The organism is Amaricoccus sp. B4, from assembly GCF_043226085.1.
In the GTDB taxonomy this organism is placed as follows: Bacteria; Pseudomonadota; Alphaproteobacteria; order Rhodobacterales; family Rhodobacteraceae; genus Amaricoccus.
Genome location: NZ_CP171226.1, coordinates 168,631 through 187,324 on the forward strand (window position 1 = coordinate 168,631; position 18,694 = coordinate 187,324).

Here is an 18,694-nt window from a genome sequence, read left to right on the forward strand (position 1 = left end):
TCAGAGTCCATCGTTCAGGAGTGACCGGCCCGAGGCCCGGTCGAAGACATGCACATGTTCGGGGCGGATCGCGAAGCGCACGCGGTCGCCGGGCCGGACGGAGCGGAAATCCTTGGTGACGAAGGACATCTCGGTTCCGTGCACATCGGCGATCACCTGGCCCTCGCTGCCCATGTTCTCGATGAGCACGACCCGGCCCTCGAGCAGGTTGGCGCTGCCCTCCGGGGCGAGATCCATCCGCGCCGGACGGAGGCCGAGCTCGACCTGCTGACCGGTCTTGAGGCCTGAAAACCGCTCCGGCGGCAGGCTGATGTGGATCGGCCCCGCCGCGGCGGTGAGCGCCTCGCCCATCCGCTCGATCGAGGCGGGCAGGAAGTTCATCGTGGGCGAGCCTATGAAATCGGCCACGAAGCGCGTCGCGGGCCGGTCGAAGATCTCGTCGGGCGTGCCCTGCTGCTCGATCTGGCCGGCGCGCATCAGCACGATCCGGTCGGCGATGGTCATCGCCTCGAGCTGGTCATGGGTGACGAAGATCGTCGTGGTCTTGAGCGCCAGATGCATCTTGCGGATCTCGGTGCGGAGCTTCTCGCGCAGCTTCGCGTCAAGGTTGGAGAGCGGCTCGTCGAAGAGAAAGACCTTGGGCGTCTTGATCATCGCCCGCGCCATCGCGACCCGCTGCTGCTGGCCGCCCGAAAGGTTCTTCGGCCTGCGCTCGAGAAACGGTTCGAGACCGAGGAGTTGCGCCACGTCCTTCAGCCGCCGTGCGATCTCGGGCTTCGGCACGCCCTGGCGGCGCACCCCGAAGGTGATGTTCTCCGCCACCGTCATGTGCGGATAGAGCGCATAGGACTGGAAGACCATCGCCACCCCCCGCGCACCGGGCGCGAGGTGGGTGACATCGGTTCCGTCGATCACCACGTTGCCCGAGGTCACCTCCTCGAGCCCCGCGATCATCCGCAGCATTGTGGACTTGCCGCAGCCCGAGGGGCCGAGGAAGACGACGAACTCGTGGTCGGGAATGGAGAGGTCGAGCCCTTCGATCACCGTATGCGTGCCGTAGGCCTTGGTGATGCTGGAACAGGAGATATTCGCCATGAGTGACTGTCCTATTTCGGCCCGCCGCCGCGAACCATGGAATTGATGACGCCCATGAGAAGGCCGATGAAGACGAGGGGCGGGAGCACGAGCACGACCGTTGCCGCGTTGATGACCCCCCAGGGCACTTCCTTGCCGAGCGAGGTGATCGAGGCCGCCACCACCGGCAGCGTCGCGTTCTGGGCCGCAAGGGTGAGCGCAAGCAGGAGCTCGTTCCAGACCAGGACGAAGGTGAAGACCAGCGCCCCGAAGAGCGAGGGTGCCGCGATGGGGAGCGAGAAGCGCCAGAAGATCTCGGCGTCCGAGCAGCCCTCCATCGCCGCGGCTTCCTCGATCTCGCGCGGCACCCGCTCGAAGGCCGGCACCGCGAGCCAGATCGTCGTCGAGACGGTGGTGACGAGATAGACGAGGATGAGCCCGAAGAGCGTGTCGTAGATCCCGAGGTCGAGATAGATCACGATGAACGGGATCGCGATCGCCACCGGCGGCATGAAGCGCAGCGAGAGCACGAAGAACTGCATGTCCGGGCCCCAACGCCGCGCGTGGCGGGCAAGGGTGTGGGCCGCCGGGATGCCGAGGATCGCGCCGAGCGCCACCGCGATCGAGACGACGATCACCGAATGCAGCAGCCCGTCACGGATCGTCGGGTTGTGCAGGATGGTGGCGAAATTCTCGAGCGTCGGCGTGAAGAAGAGCTTCGGCACCGGCGTCACGATGTCGCGCAGCGACTTGAAGGCCCCGAGCAGCGTCCAGAGGATCGGCATCTGCGCCACGAGCACGACGAGCACGAGTACGGTCCGCGCCAGGTTTTTTGAGATCAGCCGGCCCATTTCTTCCCCGCACGCCAGATGATGGTGAAGGCGATGGTGGTGACGATCAGCAGCAGGATCGACATCGCCGAGGCATAGGAAACCCGCCCACCGAGATTGATGCCGCTCTGGTAGGCGTAGAGATCGAGCGTCTCGGTCGCCTTGCCGGGGCCGCCGCCGGTCATCACGAAGATGAGGTCGAAGGAGCGGAGCGATTCCACCGCCTTGACCAGCACCAGCGAGATGAGCGGCGCCTTGAGCATCGGCAGCGTCACATAGGCATGGATCTGCCAGAGGCTCGCGTTGTCGAGCATCGCCGCCTCGATCGGATCCTTCGGCAGTGTCTCGAGCAGCTTCACCAGGATCACGGTGAAGAAGAGCCCCCACTGCCAGATATCGACCACCGCCACCGAGAGGAGCGCGATCGAGGGATCGGCCAGGAACTCGATCGGCCCGAGGCCCAGAAGACCGGCAAGATAGTTCAGCAGGCCCAGCGACGGCGAGTAGAGAAAGCGCCAGATGAAGGCCGCGGCCACGCGCGGCAGCAACACCGGGGCGAGAAAGGCAAAGCAGATGAGGTTGCGCCGGAGCGGGCTCTTCACCGTTTCATGCACGAGCACCGCCAGCACGATCGCGAGCGCCAGCGTGCCGGTGACGGTGACGATCTCCCAGATCGCCGAGATCTGCAGCGCGTTGAAGAAACGGCTGTCCCGCAGCAGGCGCAGGTAGTTGTAGGCGCCGACGAACTCGTAGTCCGGCGAGCGCAGGGTCCGGTTCATCAGCGAGAACCAGACGGCACCGGCAATGGAGACGAGCGCCAGCGAGGCCAGCACCACGGTCGCAGGCGCCAGCGTCCAGAAGACGAAGTGCTTTCGGGTCATTGCCCCTCCAGGAATATGCGGTCCCGGCCCGCCCCCCGCGGGGAGCAGGCCGGGCAGGCGGTCACTTGACGCGGGCGAGGCTGTCCTCGGCGTCGAAGGCGGCTTCGTCGAGCGCGCCCTGGATGTCGGTGCGCGTGCCGGTGAAGAGCTCCTCGAGGGCAAGCCCGAGCGTGTCGCCGATCTCCGGCCAGGCGGGGTTTGCCATGATGAGCAGGCTGGTGCGCGGCCCGGTCGCGAGCAGCGCGTCGATGTAGTCCTGCGGCACCGCGGCGCGGAAGGCCTCGCTCTGGAGCGTCGAGGTGCGGCCGATGTCGGAGGCGATGCCCGCCTCGAGACGGCGCATCTCCATGTCCTTCGACGTGGCCCATCCGACGAAATCACCTGCCACGGCCCTGGTGCAGTCGTCCTTGGCGCCCGCGGTCGAGACCGCCCAGCCATGCGCCCAGCCCGCCGAGGGCAGCGGCTCGGGGGGCGGGGCATAGCCCACCTTGCCCGCGACCTGCGATTTCTCCGGATCTTCCATCCAGGGGCCGAAGACGTCGGATTCGATCACCAGCGCGACCTGGCCGCCCCGGAAGGCCTCGACCGAGTCCGACCAGTTGAACGTGCCCACGCCCGGCGGCCCGTAGCTCATCAGGTCCATGTAGACCTCGGTCGCCTCCACGCCCTTCTCGGAGTTGAAGGCGGGCATGTCGCCGTCGAGCCACTCGCCGCCGAGGCCGCGGAAGAACGGGGTCCAGCGCCAGACGTTCATGCCCGAGCCACGCTGGCCGCGGGCGGTCCAGCCATAGATGCCCGCCTCGGGATCGGTGGTGGCCTTCACCGCGGCGACGAGCTCGTCGAGGGTCTGCGGCACCGCGATGCCCTTCTCCTCGAGAATGTCCTTGCGATAGATCATCACGTCGCCGCCGCCGACGAAGGGGGCGAAATACTGCACGCCGTCATAGGAGGAGACATTGGCGAGATCGACGCGGAAATCGGCGAGATCGTAGTCGGCGGGCACCACGTCCGCCAGCGGATAGACCCAGCCCGCAGTCGCATATTCGGCGAGGTTCGCCTCGTCGATGTAGAGCACCTGATAGGCGCCCGCGCCGGTCGAGGCATCGAGGCGCGACTTCGCCCGGCGCTCGTTCTCGCCGAGCAGGGTGATCTTCACCTCCGTGCCCCATTTCTCGTCGAATTCCGGCAGGAACTTGTCGAGCGCCGTGACCGAGGGCATGCCCTGGCCGATCACGTTGAGCGTCGGCACCTTGCCCTTGCATTCGGCCGCGTCCTGGGCCAGCGCCATCGCGGGCAGGAGCGCGAGGCAGGCCGTCCCCAGGAGGAAGTTTCGTGACGTCATGGTTGATCTCTCCCTGTGCAGGTTTTCTTTTGTCCGGAGCCTCGGCGCACTTCAGCCGCCGGGCCGCGCGAGCAGGGCCATCATGCCCTTGTCGAGCCTCAGGAATTCCCTGAACCGCTCCTCGTAGAAATCGGCGTGGCGCGCGTCGGGCAGATGCCGGCGGCGCACGCGGGTCATCGCCTGCGCGGCGGTGACGAGATCGGGGTGGAGCCCGCCCGCGACGGCGGCGCAGATCGCGGCGCCAAGCGTGCCGACCTCCTCGGCCTCCGAGACCTCCACCGGACGCTGGCAGATGTCGGCGAAGATCTGCGCCCAGGGCTCGGAGCGCGCCGCGCCGCCCGCGAGCCGGATCGTCTCGGGCCAGACCCCGCCGACATGCGGCAGGATCTCCTCGGCATGCACCCGGTGCTGGAAGGCGACGCCCTCGCAGATCGCCCGGAGCATCGTGCCGTCGTCATCGGTCGCGCCGAGATCGACGAAGGCGCCCCGCCGCGGCGCCGGCCCGTGGACGAAGGGCAGGAACTGGCAGCGCCGCGCCTCGACCGGGCTTTGCGCCACGCGCGCGCTGGCCTCCGCCGGCGAGATCGCCCGGCCCATCGCGCGGTCGAGATACCAGCCGAGATTGGCGGCCGAGCTCGGGCTCCCCTCCGCCACAAGCCGGCAGGCGCGGTCGCGGTGAAGCATGTTGAGGATCGGCGGCGCGCCGCGGTCCTCGGCATCGGTCTCGACGCAGTTGATCGACCAGGTGCCGGCGATCATCACCAGCGCGCTCTGGTCGATGAGCCCGGCGCCGAGCGCGCAGGCGGCGACATCCATCATCGAGCCCGCGACCGGCGTGCCGGCCCGGAGCCCGGTTTCGGCCGCGCCCCGCGCACTCACCCGCCCGCCGATGGCGGAGTTCTCCACGATCGGCGGCAGCTTCTCCCAGACATCGCCCATCTCGAGCCCGTCGAAGAGCGCCCGGCCGTAGGTGCCCTCGGCAAGCGCCATGAGCCCGCCGCCGCTCGCATCCGTCGGATCGGTGAAGGCCTCGCCCGTGAGGCGCAGGCGGATGAAATCCTTGCAGGCAAGCGCCCAGCGGGTCCGCGCCATCACCTCCGGTTCGGCATGGCGGAGATGCGCGATCTGGGTGAGCGTCTGTCCGCCCCAGAGCCGATGGCGGCTGATCGCGGCGAGCGCATCGGCCCGCCCCTCGGCCGCAAGCCGGTCCACCAGCCCCTGCGCCCGGTGATCGACCGAGACGATGCCCGGCCGCGTGCCCCGGCCATCGGCATCGGTGAGGAAGACGCCGTTGCCGAAGCCGGTGCAGCCGATGGCGGCGATCCGGTCGGGATCGGTGGTGTCGACCGCGGCGCGGATCGCCTTGGCCGTCGCGGTCCAGAAGGCTTCCGGATCGCGCTCGACCCGCCCGTCCGGCAGGAAATCCGTCCGCACATCCGCGGCCTTGCCGGCCACGATCCGGCCGGCCGTGTCGATGAGCGAGACCTTGACGGCCGTGCCGCCCGCATCGATGGCGAGAACGAGGGGGAGAGCCGCGGCGGTCATTGCGCCGCCTCCGGGCCCATGATGCGCGGATCGGCGAGCGCCCGGCCGATTTCCGCCGCGCGCCACTCCGCATCCCGGCCGAGCGTCCCCGCGAGGATCGCGCCCAGATCGCGGACGGTCTCGGCGGCGAGCCTGCCCGAATAGACAAGGCGGGTGCGGCGCAGGAGAAGATCCTCGAGCGTCCGCGCCGCGCGGCACCGGATCAGCCATTCGACCTCGCGGAGGCTCAGCTCCGGCGCGCCCTCGACCGGCCGGTCCGGCCCGGCGGCGCAATGCAGCGCCACCTCGCGGGCGACGCCGCCATAGCGCGCGAGGAGCGCCCTGGCGCGGGCCTCGGCCAGCCCCGTCTCCTGTGCCAGCGCCTTGGGCGGCACGGGCTTCGCGCCCGGATAGGAGAGGCTGCGGGTCGAGACATGCCGCGGCTTTTCGAGCAGCGCCAGCGCCCGGTCGGCGGCATGCTCGGCGAAAGAGCGGAAGGTCGTCCACTTGCCACCGATGAGCGAGAGCACCGGTGCCCCGGCCGCGCCCGGCATCCGGTCCTCGGTCATGGCATGGTCGCGCGCGGCCTGGGTCGCATTGGCGCCGCCCCCGGCCTGCAGCGGCCGGATGCCGGTCGTCACCGCCGCGACATCCTCGGGCCCGAGCGGAATGTCCTCGAAGAGGCCGCCGAGCGCCCGCAGGAGATAGCCGATCTCGTCGCCCGCGACCTCACGGTCGTCGGGGTTGCGCGTCTCGACCTCGGTCGTCCCGATCAGGATCGTCTCGCCCACCGGCAGGCAGATCACCATCCGTCCGCTGCCGTCATCGAAATAGAACGCGCGCCCCGCCATCCGCGCCCGCAGGCGCTCGTTGCGGATCACCAGATGCGCGCCCTTCACCCCGCGCACATACGCCGTCTCGAGCCCCAGCCGCCCGTTCACCGCGTCGATCCAGGCCCCGGCGGCGTTGATGACGACCTTCGGCCGCACGATGGCGCTCCGTCCGGTCTCGCGGTCCCTGAGCTCGAACGCCCCGTCGGGCAGCACTGCCCAGTCCATGTGATTGAGCGCCGCGGCGTCTCCGGCCCGCGTGGCGTCGGCGAGGATCTCGAAGACCAGCCCCTCGGGGTTGAGGATCTGGCCATCGTAATAGCTCACCACCGCCCGCGTCTCGCGCGCGAGCCCGGCCGGGAAGCGGCGGCGGCGCAGGAGGGTGCGGAACCGCGGCAGCGTCCGGTCGAGCCGTCCGAAGATCTCGTAGAGCACCAGCGCGCCCTCGAGCGCGGCAAGGCTCAGCGGCCCCGCCTGCCGCGAGAGCCCGAGAAACCGCATCACGGCGCGGAAGAAGCCGCCGGTGAGCGTGCGCAGCGGCACGACGATCTCCAGCGGATGCACCAGATGCGGCGCCTGGCGCAGCAGCAGGTTCCGCTCGTGCGCGGCTTCGGCCACCAGCCGGAACTCGCGGCCCTCGAGATAGCGCAGGCCCCCATGGGCCATCCGGCTCGAGGCGCTGCTCGCGCCCCCGCAGAAATCCCCGCTGTCGATCAGCACTGCCGAGACGCCGTTGAGCGCGAGATCGCGCAGCGTGCCCGCCCCGTTCACCCCGCCGCCGAGGATCAGCACGTCGGCCGCACCAAGGCGCGCAAGCCGGTCGAACGCCGCGTCGCGCGCATCGGGCAGGGAAGGGGTGGTCTCGTGTCTGATCATCGCGCTCGGGCTTTCCGTAAGCAGGTCCCGCGACAATGCATCGGAATTTACTTTTGTCAACATAGGGTATCACAAATAAAGCTACCTGCACGGACTGCGACAGGGCCGATCCGGCGAGAAAAGGCGCGGAAAGAGGCTACCGCGCACTGCAAACACGACGCGGGTTCCCGGAACAAAAAGGAGAAATTATGTTATTTTCCAGTGTGATAGTTTTATATCTTCAGATGGGTATGACGCCCAGATACGCCCGGCGAGCGGCCGACGCGGGCCGCCCCACAGCCATCGGAGCGCACTCAACCGGAAGGGTCAGAGGCTTCCTGCCCCGGAGGGGGCCGCATCGCCGGCGAGCGGCATCCGGAGGCGTGCCTCGAAGCCCGAGGCGCGGCCCGGGCGGGGCGATTCCAGCGCGAGCGGGCTGCCGATCCGCCCGGCGATGGCCGCGACGATGGCAAGCCCCAGCCCGCTGCCCTCCGCACCGCCGGCCGCGCGCTCGAACCGCCCGGTGAGCCGCGCCAGCATCTCCGGCGACACCACCGGCCCGTCATTGGCAACCGTGAGCAGGCCGTCGGCGTCGAGCCGCACCTCGACCGGCCCCGCCGCCGCGCCATGGCGCAGGGCATTGTCGATGAGGTTGCGGCAGAGGATCGCGAAGGCGTCCGGGTCGAGATCCGAGACCACCGGCGCCTCGGGGAGCGCGAGCTCCACCCGCCCGCCCGGCGCGGCCCGCGCAATATCCTCCGCCACCACCCTGAGCACGCCACGGAGATCCGTGGTGCCGTCGAGCCGCAGCCGCCCGCCTTCGGCGCGCGCAAGCTGCATCAGCCGCTCCGAGACATGGGTGAGGCGCTTCAGCGTGGCCTCGATATCCGCCGCGCGCCGCTCCACCGCATCGTCGGCGGTCTCGACCCGCAGCCGCTGGGCCTGGGCGATCGCGCCCGCCAGCGGCGTCCGGAGCTCGTGCGCGGCGTTGGCGGCAAAGCTGCGCTCGGCATCGAAGGCCGACTTGAGCCGGGCGAGCAGCGAGTTGAGGGTCGCTGCCACCGGCGCGATCTCGGCCGGCAGATCCCCGGCCGGAACCGGCGAGAGGTCCCGCGCGGTGCGCGCCGCCAGCCGCTCGCGAAACCGCCGGAGCGGCGCGAAACTTCTCCGCACCGCGAGGGCGATCACCGCAAGCGCCACCGGAAGGACGACGAGAAGCGGCAACCCGAGCCCCATGCGGATCTCGCGCGCCAGCGCCGCCCGATGCGCCAGCGGTTCGGCCACGGTGATCCGCACCGTCCCCCGGAGCGCCTCGTCGCTATAGAGCCGGAAGGCCCCTGTCTGGCGAAAGCCGCGGCCGTCGTAGGGTGGGAAATCCGCCGGATCCGCGGCATGGGACTGCAGCAGGATCCGCCCCTCGGCATCACGCACCACATAGGTGAAGAACTCGTCATGCTCCCGGATCGCGGCGAGCCGCTGGGTGACGCCATCCTCCTCGCGATCGACGATATCGAGCACGGCGAGCGGCAGGATGCGCTCCGCCGTCTCCTGCAGCGCGGAATCGAACACCCGGTTCATCTCGCCGCGCAGCAACAGCGCCGTCACCGTCGCCGCCCCGAGCCAGAGCAGCGTCAGCAGCAGGCCGAGCGTGAGCCCGAGCCGGGCCTGAAGGCTGCGCGGCCCCCTCACGGCGCGCCGAGCCGGTAGCCGAGGCCGCGCTCGGTCTCGATGACGCCCGTGCCGAGCTTCTTGCGCAACCGGCTCACATGCACCTCGATCGTGTTGCTCTCGACCTCGACATCGAAGGAATAGAGCTTTTCCTCGAGCTGCGGCTTGGAGAGGAGCTGGCCGGGGCGGGCGAGAAAGGCCTCGAAGAGCGCCCATTCCCGCGCGGTGAGCTGGACCGGCCGGCCGTCGCGGCGGATGCTGCGGGCGGCGAGGTCGATCTCGAGCCCGCCATGGGTGATGATCGGGTTCGGATTGCCGCTGTAGCGCCGCGCCACCGAGCCGATCCGGGCCGAAAGCTCGGCGAGATCGAAGGGCTTGACGAGGTAATCGTCCGCCCCGGCATTGAGCCCCTCGATCCGGTCCGAGACCTGATCGAGCGCGGTGAGAATGATCACCGGCGTCACGCTCCCCCGCGCCCGCAGCGCCTTGAGAAACCCGATGCCCCGGCCGTCGGGCAGCATGAGATCGAGCAGGATCAGGTCATGCGCGGCACCCGCCATCGCATCCGCAGCGGCATCGAGCCGGGTGACCCAGTCCACCGAATGCCCGTCGCCCGCGATCTGGTCGCGCACGGCGCCCCCCAGCACGGTATCGTCCTCGATCAGCAGGATGCGCATCTTGTCCCGTTCCTTCCGGCCGTTTCGTTCTTGTCGCCTCCGGGACTGACGCGATGCTGACGGAGGCAGCCTCCGGGCTTCAGGCTCCCGTCAGCTTCACCGCGCAAGGTCCGCGCAACACTGGCCGCAACCCGGAGATTGGCCCATGAAGACGACGACCGCAATTCTGTGCGTTCTCGCCGCCCTGCCGGCGGCCGCAGCGCTTGCCGATGACGACTGTTTCGTGCCGATGGCCGACTGGCAGCCACGGAGCGCGGTTGCCCGGCTCGCCGAGGAAAACGGCTGGACGGTGCGCCGGATCAAGATCGACGACGGCTGCTACGAGATCGACGGGAGCGATGCCACCGGCCGCCCGATCGAGGTGACGGTCCATCCCGAGACGCTCCAGGTGATCGAGCTGGAATACGAGGACGCGCACTCCGGCCACCACTGAGGCCGGCCCGTTCCTGACGGGAGGCTGAAGCGGAAACCGCGCGCCCGTCAGCAAACCCTCAGGTGGCCGCTCCAGTCTCTCCGCATCGAAAGCCAAGGGAGACCCCGCCATGATGAAGAAGATCACCATCCTCGCCGCGACGACCGCGCTCACCGCCGCCATCGCCATTCCCGCCTGGAGCCTCGCGCAGCGCCCGGCCGATCCCGCCGGTCATGCGCTCGCCGCCCTCGAGGACGAGCTCCGCGAGCTTCGCCTCCTCCTCGCCAGCGCCGATGACGATGACGACACCCATCACCGCCGCGGCCACGACGATGACGACGACGATGATGATGACGACGATGACGACGATTGCCGCGGCACCGCCTGCCGTGGCGGCGGCAATCCCGCTCCGGCCGGCACGGTCGCCCCGCCGCAGAACGGCCTCTTCGCCCCCGGTGCCGCACCGAAGGCGCAGGTGAACTGAGGCCCGGCCCGCACCCCGTCCGCTTTCCCGATGAAAGGCAGTTCCCGATGAAATCCGTTCTCGCAGCGCTCGCGCTCACCACCGCCCTCACGCTTCCCGCCGTCGCCGTCTCCGCCCGTCCGGTCACGCTCACCACGACGCTCAACGCCTATGGCGGCGACGGCGCCTATCTCGTGCTCTACGTCACCGATCCGCAGGGCGCCTATGCCGGCAGCCTCTGGATGGCGGGCGGCAAGTCGAAATACTACAAGCACCTCACCGACTGGTTCCGCGCCACCGGCGGCGATCCGGCCCAGATCAACGGCATCACCGGCGCGAGCGTCGGGGCCGGGCGCACGCTCGAGATCACCCTCGATCTCGCCGACGCGCTCTTCGATGCGGGCTACACGCTCCACATCGACGCCGCCGTCGAGGACATGCGCGACAGCCCCAACGAGATCGCGGTGCCGCTGACGCGCGAGGGCGCAGGCACGCCGGTCCCCGGCCGCCGCTACATCGCCAGCTTCGAATACGGCATGTGAGGGGGGAGGGGGCGATGATCCGCGCGCTTCACCGCTGGCCGGGGCTTCTCGCACTGGCCCTCGTCCTGGTGCTCTCCCTGAGCGGGGCCGCGCTCTCGCTCTTTCCCGCCGCCGAGCGCCTTGCCGCACCGGGGGGCGCGGCGGAGATGAGCGTGGCGGAGCTCGTCCCGCGCATCGAGGCCGCGATCCCCGGCCTCGAACAGGTCCGGCGCGCGCCCTCGGGCCGGATCACCGCCTTCTGGTTCGAGGATGGCACGCCGGGCGCGGCCGTGATCGACCCCGCGACCGGCGCACCCGTCGCCTCCGCCGATCCCGACCCGCTGCTCCGCTGGCTCACCAACCTCCACCGCTCGCTCTTCCTCGGCGATGCCGGGCGGCTCGCGATGGCGGCGGGGGCGGCGGCGCTGCTCGTCCTCGCAGCCTCGGGCGCCAGCCTCGTCGCCCGCCGCGCCGGGGGATGGCGGCACTGGTTCGCGCCCCTCCGCGGGCCGCTGGCCGCCCGGCTCCACATCGAGATCGCGCGCTTCAGCGTCGCGGGTCTCGCCTTCTCCGCGCTCACCGCGCTCTGGATGACCGCCTCCACCTTCGGCCTCCTGCCCGACGCGGCCTCCGAGCCCGCCTTTCCCGCGGCGGTGAGCGGCCAGACCGGCGCCCCCGTCGCCGGGATGGCGCGGCTCGCCGCCACGCCGGTCTCCGACCTTCGCGAGCTCTCCTTCCCCTATCCGGGCGATGCGACCGATGTCTTCACCCTGCGCACCGACAGCGGCACCGGCTATATCGACCAGGGCACCGGCGCCGAGCTCGCCTGGGCGGGCCTCTCCGGCTGGGAGCGCGTCTCCGAGACGATCTACCGGCTTCACACCGGCCAGGGCGCGGCGGCGCTCGGTCTCGTCCTCGGGCTGATGGCGCTCGGCGTGCCGGTGATGGCCGCGACCGGCGTCCTGCTCTGGCAGGCGGGCCGCCGCGGCCGCCCCCGCCTCCGCGGCAACCAGCCCGCCTCCCGCGCCGGCACCATCCTCCTTGTCGGCAGCGAAGGCGGCAGCACCTGGGGCTTTGCCGCAACGCTGCGCGCGGCGCTGACGTCGGCGGGCGAAACCGTCCACATCGCGCCGATGTCGGCCTTCGATCCGGCCCGCTACACCCAGGCCCGCCGCATCCTCCTCCTCACCGCCACCTACGGCGACGGCGCGGCGCCCGCCTCCGCCAGGGGCTTCCTCGCGCGCCTCGCCCGCGCCGAAGCGCGGCCCGGGATCCCGCTCGCCGTGCTCGGGTTCGGCGACCGCAGCTTCCCGGCCTATTGCGGCTTTGCCCGCAGCGTGTCGGAGGCCGCCGCCGCGCAGGGCTGGCCGGAGCTCCTGCCGCCCGCCACCGTCGACCGCCAGTCGCCGCAGGATTTCGCCCGCTGGGGCCGCGATCTCGGCGCGGCACTCGGCTTCCCGCTCGAGCTCGCCCACCAGCCGGAGCGCCCCGCGGCAGCGGCGCTCACCCTCGTCTCGCGCCGCGACTACGGCACCGAGGTCGGCGCGCCCACCGCCATCCTGCGCTTCGCCCTGCCGCAGGTGCCGCTCCGCCAGCGCCTCACCGGCCGCGGCTTCGGCCGCTTCCATGCGGGCGACCTCCTCGGGATCCTGCCCGACGGCGCGGCGGTGCCCCGCTTCTACTCGCTCGCCTCCGGCCGCCGCGACGGCTTCATCGAGATCGTCGTGCGCAAGCACCCCGGCGGCCTCTGCTCGGGCCAGCTCCACGCGCTCGCGCCGGGCGACAGCCTGCCGGGCTTCCTCCGGCCCAACCCGGGCTTCCGCACCGGCCGCGGCACAGCACCCCTCATCCTCATCGGTGCCGGCACCGGCATCGGCCCGCTCGCGGGCTTCATCCGCGGCAATGCCGGGCGGCGCGCCGTCCACCTCTTCTTCGGCATGCGCCATCCCGGCAGCGACTTCCTCTACGGCGGCGAGCTCCCCGGCTGGCAGGCCGACGGCCGCCTCGCCCGGATCGTCACCGCCGTCTCGCGCCGCCCCGGCCCGCGCTATGTCCAGGACGCGCTCCGCGCCGAAGGGCTCGAGGTCGCCCGGCTGATCCGGGAGGGCGCGCGCATCATGGTCTGCGGCGGGCGGGACATGGCCGCGGGCGTGACCGAGGCGCTCACCGAAATCCTCGCGCCCTCCGGCCTCTCGCCGGTCGCGCTCAAGGCAGAGGGACGTTATGTCGAAGACATCTACTGAAACCGCCGGCCTCCGGCGCATCGCGCTCAACGGCCCCACCATGGGCACCCGCTGGTCCGCGCTCTTCCACGCAGACCCCGGCCTCGATCCCGAACCGGTCCGCGCCGCGCTTCAGGCCGCGGTGGCGGAGGTCGATGCCCAGATGTCGACCTGGAAGCCGGAAAGCGATCTCATGCGCCTCAATGCCGCCGCCCCCGGCGCTTGGGTGCCGGTGCCCGCGCGGCTTCTCGCCGTGCTCGGCCTCGGGCTCGAGATCGGCCGCGCCTCCGAAGGCGCCTTTGACATCGCGATGGGCGATGCCGTCACCGCCTGGGGCTTCGGCCCCGACGCGGCCGACCCCGCCCGGATCCGTGCCGCGATGGCCGGGCCGCGCTGGCCCGCCGCCGATGCGCTGGAGATCGATGTCGCAGCCGCCCGCGTGCGCAAGCATGCGCCCCTCCGCCTCGATCTCAACGGCATCGCCAAGGGCTACGGCGCCGACCGCCTGATCGAGGTGCTCGCGGGCTTCGGTATCCGGGCCGCGCTGGCGGGCATCGACGGCGAGATGCGCGCCACGGGCCTCCGCCCCGACGGCACCCCCTGGACCATTGCCGTCGAGGCCCCCGACCCGGAGCGCCGCGCGCCCCATGCCATCCTCGCGCTCGAGAATGCCGCCGTCGCCACCTCGGGCGATTACCGGCACTGGGTCGAGGTGCGCGGCCGCCGACTGTCGCACAGCATGGACCCCCGCCGCGGCGCGCCGCTCGTCGATGCTCCGGCCTCGGTCACCGTCGTCGCCCGCACCTGCGCCGAAGCCGATGCCTGGGCCACCGCCCTCATGGTGATGGGGGCGGAGCGTGGGTCCGCCTGCGCCCGCGCCCGCGGGCTCGACGCGCTCTTCCTGCTCCGGGATGCCGAAGGCCGGATCGAGGCCCGCGGCATCGGCCCGCTCTTTGCCGAAGACCTGCCCCCGGCCGCACCCTCCGGTGCCATGCCGGCGCACCCCGCGGCCTGAACCGGGGCGCGCGCTCAGCCCGCCCAGTGCCGGAAGGCGGGCCAGTCCCAGATCCGCGCGGCGAGGGCGGCATAGCCCGCGCCATCGGGGTGCGTGCCATCGCCCGCCGCAGCACTCTGGCGCCAGGCCGCATCCTGCCGCAGGGCCTCGAAGACCGGCAGGAACGGCACGCCATGGCGCCCCGCCACCGTGGCAAGCTCCGGTTCGAGCCGCGCGATGCGCGCATCCGCGGCCGGATCGTCGAGCACCGGCGGCGGCCCGATCAGCAGGGTGGGCGCCATCCGGGCGGCGCGGGCGAGGATCGCATCGGCATGGCCCAGGCTCTCGGCCATCGGCACCCGCGCCGCGCCCGTCCCGTCATCGGCGCAATCGTTGGTCCCGAAAGAGAAGACGAGCCGGTGCCGGAACCCCGCCGCCAGCCGCGCCAAGGCCTCCGCTTCCCAGCGCCTGCGAATATCGCCGCTGGTGTCGCGCCGGATACCGAGATCATAGGCGGTCAGGTCCGGCACCCCGGCCTGCATCCGCGCGACGACCCGCCCGCGCCAGCCGAGCCCCGCGGCATCGCCCACGCCATGCGTGAAGCTGTCGCCGATGAAACAGGCCCGCATGCCCGGCTCCTCCCTCTTCTGTCGCCTTTGGCGGGCCCGGCCCGCGTCCTGCGTGCAAGCCCGCCGATTCATGATTTGTTTACTGAAATATTCAACAATTCCAACGCGAAAATCCGGTTTTCACGGTGAAACGCCCTGTTTTCACACCCCCGACGCCCCGGCGTCAGGCCGTTTTTTGGGCCTCAGACCGCCATATCCGGCACCGCTTCCCGCACCAGCGCGCCCGGGTGCCGGATCACGATCCGGCTCACCTCATGGGCCTGCCGGATCGCCTCGTCGATCTCCGCGCCGCGCTCGCGGGCGGCGAGATAGCCCGCATTGAAACTGTCGCCCGCCGAGGTCGTATCGACCGGCACCGCGCGTTCGAGCCCCTCGACCAGCCCCGTGCCCTCGGCCCCGCCGAAACGGACCGGATCGCCGCCGTTCTTCACCACCACCTGCCGCGCCCCGAGATCCAGATAGCGCGCCACCGTGGCCCCGGTATCGGCATCGCCGAAATGGGTCCGCTCGTCATCGAAGCTCGGCAGCATGATGTCCGTGAGCGCCGCCATCGCCTCGACCTCGCGACGCATGGTCGCCGCATCGGCCCAGAGCCGCGGCCGAAGGTTCGGATCGAAGACCACCCGCGTCCCCGCCGCCCGCGCCCCGGCGAGCGCCGCCCGCAGGGCCTCGCGCCCCGCCTGCGGCAGGATCGCGAGCGTGATCCCGGAGAGCAGCGCGACCGTCGCGCCCTCGAGCCCCGCGGCCAGCGCCACCGGATCGTCGGCGAGCCCGCGGGCGGCCGAACTGTCGCGCCAGTAGCTGAAGCTCCGCTCGCCATCCCTGAGCGCGATCGCATAGAGCCCGATCTCGCGCGCGGGATCGCGCCCGACATGTGCGCTCTCGATGCCTTCCTCGGCAAGGAAGGCCAGCATCCGGTCGGAAAACTCGCCCGTGCCGACCCGGCTGAAATAGCCCACCCGCCAGTCCCGCGGCAGAAGCCGCCGCAGATACCAGGCGGCGTTGAGCGTGTCGCCCGCGATCCCCAGCCGCCAGAGGCTGGCATCGCTCCCCGCCGCGCGGGAAAGCTCGACCATGGCTTCGCCGATCGAGAGGATCAGGGGGCGGGTCATGCGGCGTCGTCCCGTGCAAGCGCCGCCCCGAGCCCCTCGCGGCGGATCAGGGCAAGGCGGGCAATGACGGCTTCGGCAAAGGCCGGGGCCTCCACGAGTTCCGCAGGCGCAAGACCGGGAAGGCCGAGAACCGACCGCACAAGCGCCGCATCATCCGCCCCTGCGGCGCGGGCAAGGTCGCGCAACACCGCGCCGCGGGGATCGTCCGGTGTCTCCTCGCGCGCCGCCAGCCGCCCGAGCCAGGCCAGCCAGATCGCGCTCGCCATCGCATGGGGCCGGAGATCCCCGCCCGCGCGCAGGATCCCGGCGGCGGGCGCGAACCAGCGCTGGGGCAGTTTCTCGGTGCCGTCCATGGCGATCTGTCGGGTCCGGTGGTCGATGGCAGGGTTTGCGAAACGCTCCATCAGTGCCCGCCCGTAGGCGTCCGGGTCAAGGCCGGCATTGCCCGGCAGGGTGGTCCCCGCCGCCGCCATGAGCCGCACGATCTGGGCGGCCAGCGGCCGGTCGGCGACCGCCTGCCGCACGAACTCGAGCCCGAGCAGCTGCCCGGCATAGGCGATGAGCGAATGCGACCCGTTGAGCAGCCGGAGCTTCATCGCCTCATGCGGCCGCACATCGGCCACGAATTCGGCGCCGCCCGCTTCCCAGAGCGGCCGGCCTTGCGGGAACTGTTCCTCGATCACCCACTGGCTGAAGGGCTCGGTCTCGACCGCGGCCGGATCGCTGCGGCCGGTGAGCGCCTCGGCATCGGCCAGGGTGCGGGCCGTGGTCGCGGGCGTGATCCGGTCGACCATGGTGGCCGGAAAGGCGACGTTCTCCGCGATCCAGTCCGCCAGCGCCGGATCTCTCCGCCGGGCAAAGCCCAGCACGCCCGCGCGCAGGAGCGGGCCGTTGTCGGGCAGGTTGTCGCAGCTCAGCGCGGTGAAGGGCGCAATCCCCGCCGCGCGGCGCGCGGCAAGGGCCGCGGTGATGAGCCCGAGCACGCCGGTGGGGGCCTCGGGCGCCCTGAGGTCGGCGGCAACAGCCGGATGGGTCTCGTCAGCATCCATCGCCGCGCGGTCGATGCCGTAGGCCTTTTCCGAGACGGTGAGCGAGAGGATGCGGATCGCGGGGTCGCAGGCCGCCTCGAGGATCGCCGCCGGATCGCCGCCGAGGGTCGGGCCGTGGGCGCCGATCACCCGGGCGCGGTTTTCCGGCCCGCGGACCAGCACGGTATAGAGACCGTTCTGGGCCGCCATCGCGTCGGGGATCTCGCGGCTCCGGAGGTTCGCCCCCAGGATCCGCCAGTCGCCGCCGCCCGAGGCGAGGGCATCATCCGTCGCCACCGCCTGATGCGCGCGGTGGAAGGCTCCGAGGCCGAGATGCAGGATCCCGACCCCGTGCGCCGCGCGATCGTAGCGCGGAACCTCGACACCGGAGGGCAGATCCTCCGTGCCACTGAGGCGCGGGTTCATGCCACGCCCCGGTGCAGCAGCGCGGCCTCGACCCCGCGCAGTTCGGCAAGCCCCTTCAGGCGGCCGATCGCGGGGTACCCCGGCTGGCCGCCGCGACCAATGTCGTCGAGGATGTCCTGGCCATGGTCGGGGCGCATCGGGATCTCGGCATCGGCCCGTCCCGCCTCTCGCCGCCGTGCTTCCTCCCTGAGCACCGCGGCGACGAGCGCGACCATGTCGGTCTGGCCGCCCAGATGCTCGTCCTCGAAGAACGAGCCGCGGATCGCATCGCCATCGCGCCGGACGTTGCGCAGGTGCAGGAAATGCACCCGGTCCCCGAGCCGCTCCATCATGCCGGGCAGATCATTGTCGGGGCGCGCCCCGAGCGAGCCCGAGCAGAGGGTGATGCCGTTGGCCGGCAGATCGACCGCCGCCACGCGTTCGGCATAGTCGGTCTCGGTCGACATGATGCGCGGCAGGCCGAGCAGACCGAAGGGCGGATCGTCGGGATGGCAGCAGAGCCGGAGCCCGAGCTCCTCCGCGGCCGGCACGACCATCTCGAGGAAATCGTGGAAATTGCGCCGCAGCACCGCCTCCGTCACCGGCGCATAGCTTTCGAGCAGCGCGCGCACATCCTCGAGGCTGAAGCGCTCCGCCGCACCCGGCAGGCCGAAGACGACATTGCCCGCCAGCGCCTCGCGGCGCGCATCGTCCATCTCGGCGAACCGGCGGGCGGCTTCCTCGCGGATCTCCTCGGGGAAATCCTCCGCAGCACCCTTCCGCTGCAGGATATGGATGTCGAAGGCCGCGAAATCGGTGAAGTCGAAGCGCATGCAGGTCGCCCCGTTCGGGCGACGCCAGGCAAGATCGGTGCGGGTCCAGTCGAGCACCGGCATGAAGTTGTAGCAGATGACTTCGATGCCCGCCGCCTTGAGGTGGCCGAGCGAGGTGATCCAGTTCGCGACATGCTCGCGCCACGGACCGCTCTGTGTCTTGATCGCCTCGCTGACGGGCAGGCTCTCGACGACCTCCCATCCGAGCCCCGAGGGGCTGCCGTCGTGCATCACCGCGAGCTGCTGCTGCCGCCGGGCGATCTCCTCGGGCGACCAGACCTCGCCGGTGGGCAGGTGGTGGAGCGCGGTGACCACGCCCCGGACGCCTGCCTGAAGCATGTCGTCGACGGAAACCCGGTCGTTCGGGCCGAACCAGCGCCATGTATGCCGCATC

17 protein-coding genes are annotated in these 18,694 nt (G+C 71.1%); 5 read left to right on the plus strand and 12 right to left on the minus strand.

The window, feature by feature from the left end; genetic code table 11:
• The 8 genes from ACF66B_RS19590 to ACF66B_RS19625 form a co-directional block, all read right to left on the minus strand.
• Positions 1-1,095: a sn-glycerol-3-phosphate ABC transporter ATP-binding protein UgpC gene (locus tag ACF66B_RS19590; protein ID WP_111430568.1), complete on the minus strand. Its 1,095-nt coding sequence runs from the start codon at positions 1,093-1,095 to the stop codon at positions 1-3.
• Positions 1,096-1,106: 11 nt separating this feature from the next.
• Positions 1,107-1,925, minus strand: coding sequence for a carbohydrate ABC transporter permease (locus ACF66B_RS19595; protein WP_111430569.1), 819 nt, complete (start codon positions 1,923-1,925; stop codon positions 1,107-1,109).
• Positions 1,913-2,785, minus strand: a complete 873-nt coding sequence (locus tag ACF66B_RS19600; RefSeq protein WP_111430570.1) for a carbohydrate ABC transporter permease — start codon at positions 2,783-2,785, stop codon at positions 1,913-1,915. Before ACF66B_RS19600 ends, ACF66B_RS19595 begins: the two co-directional genes overlap by 13 nt.
• A gap of 61 nt (positions 2,786-2,846) precedes the next feature.
• A complete protein-coding gene (locus ACF66B_RS19605; RefSeq protein ID WP_111430571.1) occupies positions 2,847-4,127 on the minus strand; it encodes a sugar ABC transporter substrate-binding protein in 1,281 nt (426 codons plus the stop codon).
• 51 nt (positions 4,128-4,178) lie between these two features.
• Entirely contained in the window at positions 4,179-5,672 is a 1,494-nt protein-coding gene (locus ACF66B_RS19610; RefSeq protein ID WP_111430572.1) for an FGGY-family carbohydrate kinase, read from the minus strand.
• Positions 5,669-7,357 carry a glycerol-3-phosphate dehydrogenase/oxidase gene (locus ACF66B_RS19615; protein ID WP_111430573.1) on the minus strand — a complete coding sequence of 563 codons (1,689 nt, stop codon included), beginning with the start codon at positions 7,355-7,357 and terminating at the stop codon, positions 5,669-5,671. Before ACF66B_RS19615 ends, ACF66B_RS19610 begins: the two co-directional genes overlap by 4 nt.
• Before the next feature lie 306 nt (positions 7,358-7,663).
• Positions 7,664-9,025, minus strand: coding sequence for an ATP-binding protein (locus tag ACF66B_RS19620; protein ID WP_111430574.1), 1,362 nt, complete (start codon positions 9,023-9,025; stop codon positions 7,664-7,666).
• On the minus strand, positions 9,022-9,681 hold the full coding sequence (locus ACF66B_RS19625) for a response regulator transcription factor (RefSeq protein ID WP_111430575.1): 660 nt from the start codon (positions 9,679-9,681) through the stop codon (positions 9,022-9,024). Before ACF66B_RS19625 ends, ACF66B_RS19620 begins: the two co-directional genes overlap by 4 nt.
• Before the next feature lie 145 nt (positions 9,682-9,826).
• Between ACF66B_RS19625 and ACF66B_RS19630 the strand changes: the two genes are divergently transcribed.
• The 5 genes from ACF66B_RS19630 to ACF66B_RS19650 all read left to right on the plus strand — a co-directional run bounded on the left by ACF66B_RS19630 (position 9,827) and on the right by ACF66B_RS19650 (position 14,314).
• Complete coding sequence (locus ACF66B_RS19630) at positions 9,827-10,114, plus strand: PepSY domain-containing protein (RefSeq protein WP_111430576.1); 288 nt, start codon at positions 9,827-9,829, stop codon at positions 10,112-10,114.
• Between the two features lie 109 nt (positions 10,115-10,223).
• A complete protein-coding gene (locus ACF66B_RS19635) occupies positions 10,224-10,577 on the plus strand; it encodes a hypothetical protein (protein WP_111430577.1) in 354 nt (117 codons plus the stop codon).
• Between the two features lie 47 nt (positions 10,578-10,624).
• Positions 10,625-11,098, plus strand: a complete 474-nt coding sequence (locus ACF66B_RS19640) for a DUF2271 domain-containing protein (protein ID WP_111430578.1) — start codon at positions 10,625-10,627, stop codon at positions 11,096-11,098.
• A gap of 14 nt (positions 11,099-11,112) precedes the next feature.
• On the plus strand, positions 11,113-13,320 hold the full coding sequence (locus ACF66B_RS19645) for a PepSY domain-containing protein (RefSeq protein WP_111430579.1): 2,208 nt from the start codon (positions 11,113-11,115) through the stop codon (positions 13,318-13,320).
• Entirely contained in the window at positions 13,301-14,314 is a 1,014-nt protein-coding gene (locus tag ACF66B_RS19650; RefSeq protein WP_111430580.1) for an FAD:protein FMN transferase, read from the plus strand. Before ACF66B_RS19645 ends, ACF66B_RS19650 begins: the two co-directional genes overlap by 20 nt.
• 14 nt (positions 14,315-14,328) lie before the next feature.
• Here ACF66B_RS19650 and ACF66B_RS19655 read toward each other — a convergent pair whose 3' ends face one another.
• The 4 genes from ACF66B_RS19655 to uxuA form a co-directional block, all read right to left on the minus strand.
• Entirely contained in the window at positions 14,329-14,922 is a 594-nt protein-coding gene (locus ACF66B_RS19655; protein ID WP_111430581.1) for a GDSL-type esterase/lipase family protein, read from the minus strand.
• Positions 14,923-15,104: 182 nt separating this feature from the next.
• Positions 15,105-16,034 (minus strand): sugar kinase, encoded by a 930-nt coding sequence (locus ACF66B_RS19660; protein ID WP_111430582.1) that lies wholly within the window; start codon positions 16,032-16,034, stop codon positions 15,105-15,107.
• A complete protein-coding gene (locus ACF66B_RS19665; protein WP_111430583.1) occupies positions 16,031-17,488 on the minus strand; it encodes a mannitol dehydrogenase family protein in 1,458 nt (485 codons plus the stop codon). Before ACF66B_RS19665 ends, ACF66B_RS19660 begins: the two co-directional genes overlap by 4 nt.
• The gene (gene uxuA / locus ACF66B_RS19670; protein WP_111430584.1) at positions 17,485-18,693 is read right to left on the minus strand and encodes a mannonate dehydratase; all 1,209 of its coding nucleotides are present in this window, start codon (positions 18,691-18,693) and stop codon (positions 17,485-17,487) included. The genes ACF66B_RS19665 and uxuA overlap by 4 nt, the downstream gene beginning before the upstream one ends.
• Position 18,694: the final 1 nt, after the last annotated feature.

What these genes read in the sequence shown, in the direction of transcription:
- ACF66B_RS19590 (WP_111430568.1), bottom strand. Translation starts at nt 1,095, where the DNA reads ATGGCGAATATCTCCTGTTCCAGCATCACCAAGGCCTACGGCACGCAT.
- ACF66B_RS19595 (WP_111430569.1), bottom strand. Translation starts at nt 1,925, where the DNA reads ATGGGCCGGCTGATCTCAAAAAACCTGGCGCGGACCGTACTCGTGCTC.
- ACF66B_RS19600 (WP_111430570.1), bottom strand. Translation starts at nt 2,785, where the DNA reads ATGACCCGAAAGCACTTCGTCTTCTGGACGCTGGCGCCTGCGACCGTG.
- ACF66B_RS19605 (WP_111430571.1), bottom strand. Translation starts at nt 4,127, where the DNA reads ATGACGTCACGAAACTTCCTCCTGGGGACGGCCTGCCTCGCGCTCCTG.
- ACF66B_RS19610 (WP_111430572.1), bottom strand. Translation starts at nt 5,672, where the DNA reads ATGACCGCCGCGGCTCTCCCCCTCGTTCTCGCCATCGATGCGGGCGGC.
- ACF66B_RS19615 (WP_111430573.1), bottom strand. Translation starts at nt 7,357, where the DNA reads ATGATCAGACACGAGACCACCCCTTCCCTGCCCGATGCGCGCGACGCG.
- ACF66B_RS19625 (WP_111430575.1), bottom strand. Translation starts at nt 9,681, where the DNA reads ATGCGCATCCTGCTGATCGAGGACGATACCGTGCTGGGGGGCGCCGTG.
- ACF66B_RS19630 (WP_111430576.1), top strand. Translation starts at nt 9,827, where the DNA reads ATGAAGACGACGACCGCAATTCTGTGCGTTCTCGCCGCCCTGCCGGCG.
- ACF66B_RS19635 (WP_111430577.1), top strand. Translation starts at nt 10,224, where the DNA reads ATGATGAAGAAGATCACCATCCTCGCCGCGACGACCGCGCTCACCGCC.
- ACF66B_RS19640 (WP_111430578.1), top strand. Translation starts at nt 10,625, where the DNA reads ATGAAATCCGTTCTCGCAGCGCTCGCGCTCACCACCGCCCTCACGCTT.
- ACF66B_RS19645 (WP_111430579.1), top strand. Translation starts at nt 11,113, where the DNA reads ATGATCCGCGCGCTTCACCGCTGGCCGGGGCTTCTCGCACTGGCCCTC.
- ACF66B_RS19650 (WP_111430580.1), top strand. Translation starts at nt 13,301, where the DNA reads ATGTCGAAGACATCTACTGAAACCGCCGGCCTCCGGCGCATCGCGCTC.
- ACF66B_RS19655 (WP_111430581.1), bottom strand. Translation starts at nt 14,922, where the DNA reads ATGCGGGCCTGTTTCATCGGCGACAGCTTCACGCATGGCGTGGGCGAT.
- ACF66B_RS19660 (WP_111430582.1), bottom strand. Translation starts at nt 16,034, where the DNA reads ATGACCCGCCCCCTGATCCTCTCGATCGGCGAAGCCATGGTCGAGCTT.
- ACF66B_RS19665 (WP_111430583.1), bottom strand. Translation starts at nt 17,488, where the DNA reads ATGAACCCGCGCCTCAGTGGCACGGAGGATCTGCCCTCCGGTGTCGAG.
- uxuA (WP_111430584.1), bottom strand. Translation starts at nt 18,693, where the DNA reads ATGCGGCATACATGGCGCTGGTTCGGCCCGAACGACCGGGTTTCCGTC.